Source organism: Sulfitobacter sp. (assembly GCF_041552635.1).
GTDB lineage: Bacteria > Pseudomonadota > Alphaproteobacteria > Rhodobacterales > Rhodobacteraceae > Sulfitobacter.
In genome coordinates this window covers 1-5928 of record NZ_JBFEKM010000205.1, presented here as the reverse complement: position 1 = coordinate 5928, position 5928 = coordinate 1, and the positions used below count along the sequence as shown (strand labels likewise).

Below are 5928 nucleotides of genomic sequence, written 5' to 3'. Positions count from 1 at the left end.
TTGCAACGACACGTTCGACCATCAGTCGATGGACTTCTGGTTGCCGTTGATCGCGGCATATACAGGCGCAAGGCGTGAAGAGATTGGCCAGCTAACCGTCGATAATATCCGTGTAGTGGGGAACATGCACGTTATGGATATTACCGACTTGGACCCGGACCAGAAAATCAAGAACAAGCACAGCCTCCGCAGCATTTGGGCCGGAAGAGGCTGCCTCTGGATTTTCTCCGCATGTCCGAGAAGCCAGTGCTGAGAAAGCGAAAACGAACTTTTAGAATGTCCTGAAGTCGTTCATCTGGTGCATCGCCGCAAGTCGGCTCTGAGCCCTTACCAGCCGGAATAGGGTCATGTCCTACACGCGGACGACCGCCTCATGCGATTGTCAGCGTATGACGAAGACGGACACTTTCGCATGCGATGCAAGATGGCCGGCGTTTGAGGCAAAAAAGTGCTCGGCAATCCCAGGAATATGGCTTGCCATAATGATGAGATCGATCCCGATTGCATCCGCGAACCGTTTCAGTACGTCGTCAAGATCGATTGATGGGTCATGACCGATTTCGGCGTGTGGTTCAAATATGACCCCAAGTTCCTGAGAACGATCCGCAGCAAAGGCCGCAAGCTTTTCAGCATATTCTTCAGGAGTGCGCGCAAGTTCATTCGGAGCGGTCTGGACGACGCCGACAATATGCGTTTTCGCTCCATACAGTTTCGCAATATCAGCCGCCACCGACAGCGCTTTGTCCAGCCGGTCTGTATGCCGAAGATCCACCGGGATCATGATGTTCGAATACATGTTTTCCTCCTTGCCATTGCCACATAAGTTAACTGACGTGGCATGCGTGTACCTTGCGTTAGATCAAGTCCGACCCCAAAAATTTTGCCTCGATGCGCCCTAATTTCTCTTTCCTGCCGCTGGATTTGTTTGCAGGCGTCAGACCCAGCCAAGCTGCAAATTCACGGCCATTGCTGAACTGATGTCCATCACCAATGCTGGCGATAATAGCGGACGCGGTCATAGCACCAACGCCTGGGATTGTACGCAACAACCTCACCCGCGCGTCGTCCTTTGCGACCTGCTTCAGGCGATCTTCATACCATCGGATCCGTGCATGCAGTGCCATGAGGTGTTCGCACATGTTGTAGATCACCTCATTGGCAATCTCGGGCAAGTCCAGCACTTCACCTGCGAGAATATCCTCTGCAAACCCGATGACCCGCGCCAAGCCTCTTGCGATGCAAACGCCAAACTCGGCGACCATACCTCGTAAGCCGTTGATCAGCTGCGTGCGCTGGCGAACAAGCAGATCTCGTGCGCGATGAAGCGAGAGCAGAGCTTGTTGCTCAACCGTCTTGATCGCGACAAAGCGCATTGTCGGACGCGTCACCGCTTCACAAATGGCCGCCGCATCGATGGCATCTGACTTACCGCGTTTGACGTATGGTTTGACATAGATCGGTGGGATTAGCCGGACTTCATGACCCAACGCTGTCAGCTCCCGCGCCCAGTAGTGCGCACTGCTGCAAGCTTCCATGCCAATGAGGCAGCGTTCAATCTTGGAAAAGAATGGCAATAGCTGCGCCCGTCTCAAAGGGCGGTTGAAGACAACCTCTTCGCCTTCAGTGATCCCGTGAACTTGGAAAACGTTCTTGGCCAAATCAAGGCCGATCGTGGTAACTTCCATGGGGTGGCTCTTCTCATAAGCAGATATCGACACCTGCAATATGGCGCATTGCGACGCCGGTTGAAGCAGGAGCCATCCACCCCATCAGGTTCGAGCCCAAACCAGACTTCTTGATTTGGTGCCGCGTGCGCTCGCAGCGTCATGAAAGCAGATATTCACGAGTGAGCGCAGCACTTAAGTGGACCGGTCTGGCCTCCGCGAGCGAAGCGTCGGCCATTCCAGCATATTGGTTGCGCCGGCGGTATGAAATTGGCACTGTATCTATGGTGGCTGCTTTGGCGCTGCTGCTGTTCGATATAGAGCCGTGGAGCCGAGGTGTCTTGCAGTCCACCACGCTGGGTCCCAGACCCGAAACCACCTTTGATTTCTGAATCTGAAACCTGGAGATATTGACATGAGCACCACCGGCAAGCAGCTATTCACGACGTTAGAAAGCGATGGCACGCTCACCGTGGCGATCGAGGATGTGAACTTTCCCGACCCTACGGGCAATCAGGTTCTCGTGAAGATGGAGGCGGCACCGATCAATCCCTCTGATCTCGCTATTCTTGCCGGTGCGGCCGATCTCGAAAACGCCGAATATTCGGCTGGAAAATATGTCGCCAAGATGCCCGAGCCGTTCAATACGGGGTCCAAAGCGCGGCACGGGCTGAAACTGCCCGCCGGCAACGAAGGTGCGGGCACTGTTGTCGCAACGGGTGACGGCGACAAAGCCAAGGCGCTGATGGGGCAGCGCGTCGCCTGTGTGCCGGGCAATGCCTATAGCCAGTATTGTATTGCCGAGGCCGCCATGTGTCTGCCATTGGGCGATCATTCGTCCGAAGATGGCGCGAGCGCCTTCGTCAATCCCATGACCGCGCTTGGCTTCGCTGAAAATGCGAAGATGGACGGGCAGAACGCGATCCTGCACACGGTCGGGGCATCCAATCTGGGCCAGATGCTGACCCGCATCTGCAACGAAGATGGCATTGCACTGGTCAATATCGTGCGCAAAGAAGAACAGGTCGAACTGCTCAAAAAGCTTGGTTCAACCCATGTGGTCAATTCATCGGACGACGATTTCATGAAGCAGCTCCGGTCCGCTATCGACGAAACCGACGCCTTCTACGGGTTTGATCCGATCGGTGGCGGGAAATCGGTCGACAGTGTTTTCAAGGCGATGGAGCAGGTCGCGGTGACCAAGATGACCGAGTATTCGCGCTATGGTTCGAACCAGCAAAAGCGCATGTTCATCTATGGACGGCTCGACACGGGTGCCACGACCCTGTCGCCCAGTTACGGCTTTGGCTGGACCCTGTCGGGCTGGCTTTTGTTCCCCTTCCTTCAATCGGCCGGAACAGAAACCGTGGGACGGATGCGCAAGCGTGTGCTCGAGAACCTGACGACGACCTTTGCCAGTCCCTACAAGAAACGGGTCGATCTCGAAGAGATGCTGACCAAGGAAGCTGTCACCGACTATCGCGCGATGAAGACGGGTGAGAAATACCTCGTCATGCCTTGGAAGTAAGGTGCAGTTACCGGGTCATACAGAAGTACTGCGGGTGACTTGAAAAGGTCACCCGATCTCCCCGGCGGCATTGGAGACGATCCTCATAATCGCACGAAGCCGTGCAGGTGGCTCGGGGCCGCGCCGGGTTGTTGACCAGTGTTCGTGGTATCTGCGATCTGGCAGAGAGACGGCCTTCAACCGGTTGCGTGCTGTGAATGCCTCGATCCCACTGCGTGGCAGCAGCGTGTAGCCGATACCCGGGCTAATCAACAGGACGCCCGAGCGATTGCGCAAACCGCGCGTCTCAAAGCGACCGAAATCGGTCTGAAGCCTGCGAACATCAGAGCTTGGCGCACTTATCAAATAGGGTGCGGTCAGAGCGGTGATTGACAGCGTTTATCCCATGGATGCGACGGCAAAAGCCTATGACCATCTCAAGTATGGGCACGCGGTAGCATGGGGCGACGTTGCGGCAGCCCTTGCCGACACAGCAAGCAGCGTTAAGTGGTCTAATCAAGCGATGCTGATGCAGTCACTCTGAAGGCGGCGCCCGCAGCCTCTCTCCTGCATAAGCTACTAAAAAGGAACAACGCTATGATAAAATTCGAACTGAATGGCCAAGAAGTTTCTGTCGAAGCCGACCCAGATACACCGCTGCTTTGGGCGATCCGCGATGAGGTTGGCCTGACGGGCACCAAATTCGGCTGCGGCATTGGCGCTTGCGGTGCCTGCACTGTGCACATCGATGGTGCAGCCGCGCGGTCCTGCATCACCTACCTGTCTGATGTCGAAGGCCTCAAGGTCACCACCATCGAAGGGCTTGACGAAAACGGCAATCACCCTGTTCAGGAAGCATGGCGCAACTTGCGGGTACCGCAGTGTGGATACTGTCAGTCGGGTCAAATCATGCAGGCCGCCTCTTTTCTGAAAGACACACCAAACCCAAGCGATGGCGACATCGACGCGGTGATGACAGGCAACCTGTGCCGCTGCATGACCTATCCACGCATTCGCGAGGCCGTGCGAAGCGCGGCTACTGCTATGGGAGCTTCCGACAATGGTTAATCTGACGTCCCGCCTTTCAGGCTCCGAGACACAAACACACATGACCCGCCGTGGGTTCATGGTATCCATGGCGGCCGCCGGGGCGGCCTTCGGCTTTCCGAACGCGTCCAATGCCGCGATGAACCCCGCAGTAGCGAGTGGCATGCCGATCACCCCGACTGGCCAGACCTTCGAGCCCTCCTTGTGGTACTGGATCGACGCGGACGGTCAGGTCAACGTCAACATCATCCGCGCCGAAATGGGCCAGCACGTGGGCACCGCGATCGCGCGCATCCTTGCCGATGAGCTGGAAGTAGCATGGGAGAACGTTCACATCACCCACGTTGACAGCGCCGAGAAATGGGGCCTGATGGTTACCGGCGGCAGCTGGTCTGTCTGGCAAAGCTGGCCAGTATACCGTCAAGCGGGGGCCGCCGGCCGCACCGCCTTCATTGAGGCGGCCGCAGCAAAGTGGGGCGTTGACGGATCAACGCTGACCGCGCGCGACGGCATGATCACCGATGGCAACAAAAGCATCAGCTACGGTGATCTCGTCGCGGAGGGGCTTGATCGGACGTTCACGCAAGACGAGCTTGCCGCGCTGCCGCTGAAACCGCACGCCGATCTGCGTTTGGTGGGTCAGGATGTGCATCCGCTTGATCTGGATACGAAAACCACCGGTCAGGCGATTTATGGACTGGATGCCAAAGTAGACGGAATGGTCTACGGCGTGCCGATGCTGCCTCCGACACGCTACGGCTCGACGGTTAAATCTGTCGACGACAGTGCGGCGAAAGGCATCAAAGGCTATCTTGAAACCGTAGTGCTTGATGATCCCTCAGGCACCGTGCCGGGCTGGGTCGTGGTTCTGGGCCAAACGCTCTACGCCGCACGCTCTGCCGCGCTTGAGATCAGCGTCGATTGGGCTGCAGGCGAGACCGCAAATGTGTCCGAGGATGACATTCAAGCACGGGGGCGCGAACTGATTAACAGCGATGCAGGCTCTATCCTGCACACAGATCAACCAGACACCGCTGCTGCTTTCGATGCCGCCGCTGATACGCTTGAAGCAGAGTACACTACCCAGTCTGTACTGCATTTCCAGATGGAACCAGTGAACGCCACTGTCTTCCAGAATGCCGATGGCATCTGGGAAACCCACGCGGGCAATCAGTGGCAATCACTGATTCTGCCGACGTTGGCTGCAGCACTTGAGGTGCCTGCCGACAAGATCGTGATGCGCAGCTACATGCTGGGCGGAGGCTTTGGCCGTCGTCTCAACGGCGACTACATCGTGCCCGCCGCACTTGCGGCAAAGGCCGTGGGCAAGCCGGTCAAGCTTGTATTCTCGCGCGAAGAGGATGCCCAATTCGACAGCATCCGGTCGCCTTCGGTGCAAAAACTGCGCATGGCGTTTGACGCAGCACAGGCGGTGACCGGTATGGAACACCATGCCACTGCCGGTTGGCCGACGCAGGCATTGGCGCCGGGCTTCATGCCCAAAGGCGTCAACGACGAGCCCTATGACCCTTTCGCCATCGATGGGGCCGATCACTGGTATACCGTCGGGTCGCATCGTGTGCGAGCGATCTCAAACGATCTGGCAAACCAGACCTTCCGTCCCGGTTGGCTGCGGTCGGTGGGGCCAGGTTGGACCAACTTTGCCGTTGAGAGCTTCATGGACGAAGCCGCGCATAAGGTCGGTGCCGA

7 protein-coding genes are annotated in these 5928 nt (G+C 57.2%); 5 read left to right on the top strand and 2 right to left on the bottom strand.

Going from position 1 to position 5928, the window contains the following annotated elements; genetic code table 11:
* Nucleotides 1–253, top strand: a 253-nt coding sequence (locus ABYT07_RS18255; RefSeq protein WP_372993447.1) for a hypothetical protein, incomplete at its 5' end; no start/stop codon positions are given.
* Nucleotides 254–382: 129 nt separating this feature from the next.
* Here ABYT07_RS18255 and ABYT07_RS18250 read toward each other — a convergent pair.
* Both ABYT07_RS18250 and ABYT07_RS18245 read right to left on the bottom strand, forming a co-directional pair.
* Nucleotides 383–796: a universal stress protein gene (locus ABYT07_RS18250; RefSeq protein WP_372993446.1), complete on the bottom strand. Its 414-nt coding sequence runs from the start codon at nt 794–796 to the stop codon at nt 383–385.
* A 58-nt stretch (nt 797–854) separates the two neighbouring features.
* The gene (locus tag ABYT07_RS18245; RefSeq protein ID WP_372993445.1) at nt 855–1685 is read right to left on the bottom strand and encodes an IS110 family transposase; all 831 of its coding nucleotides are present in this window, start codon (nt 1683–1685) and stop codon (nt 855–857) included.
* 161 nt (nt 1686–1846) lie between these two features.
* Between ABYT07_RS18245 and ABYT07_RS18240 the strand changes: the two genes are divergently transcribed.
* From ABYT07_RS18240 to ABYT07_RS18225, 4 genes are all read left to right on the top strand, one after another.
* Complete coding sequence (locus tag ABYT07_RS18240) at nt 1847–2056, top strand: hypothetical protein (protein WP_372993444.1); 210 nt, start codon at nt 1847–1849, stop codon at nt 2054–2056.
* 23 nt (nt 2057–2079) lie between these two features.
* Nucleotides 2080–3192, top strand: coding sequence for a zinc-binding dehydrogenase (locus tag ABYT07_RS18235; RefSeq protein WP_372993443.1), 1113 nt, complete (start codon nt 2080–2082; stop codon nt 3190–3192).
* 576 nt (nt 3193–3768) lie between these two features.
* On the top strand, nt 3769–4239 hold the full coding sequence (locus ABYT07_RS18230; protein WP_372993442.1) for a (2Fe-2S)-binding protein: 471 nt from the start codon (nt 3769–3771) through the stop codon (nt 4237–4239).
* On the top strand, nt 4232–5928 hold a 1697-nt coding region (locus ABYT07_RS18225), incomplete at its 3' end, for a molybdopterin cofactor-binding domain-containing protein (protein WP_372993441.1). The genes ABYT07_RS18230 and ABYT07_RS18225, both read left to right, overlap by 8 nt.

Coding starts and splice junctions, on each gene's coding strand:
- ABYT07_RS18250 (WP_372993446.1), bottom strand. CDS start 796: ATGTATTCGAACATCATGATCCCGGTGGATCTTCGGCATACAGACCGG.
- ABYT07_RS18245 (WP_372993445.1), bottom strand. CDS start 1,685: ATGGAAGTTACCACGATCGGCCTTGATTTGGCCAAGAACGTTTTCCAA.
- ABYT07_RS18235 (WP_372993443.1), top strand. CDS start 2,080: ATGAGCACCACCGGCAAGCAGCTATTCACGACGTTAGAAAGCGATGGC.
- ABYT07_RS18230 (WP_372993442.1), top strand. CDS start 3,769: ATGATAAAATTCGAACTGAATGGCCAAGAAGTTTCTGTCGAAGCCGAC.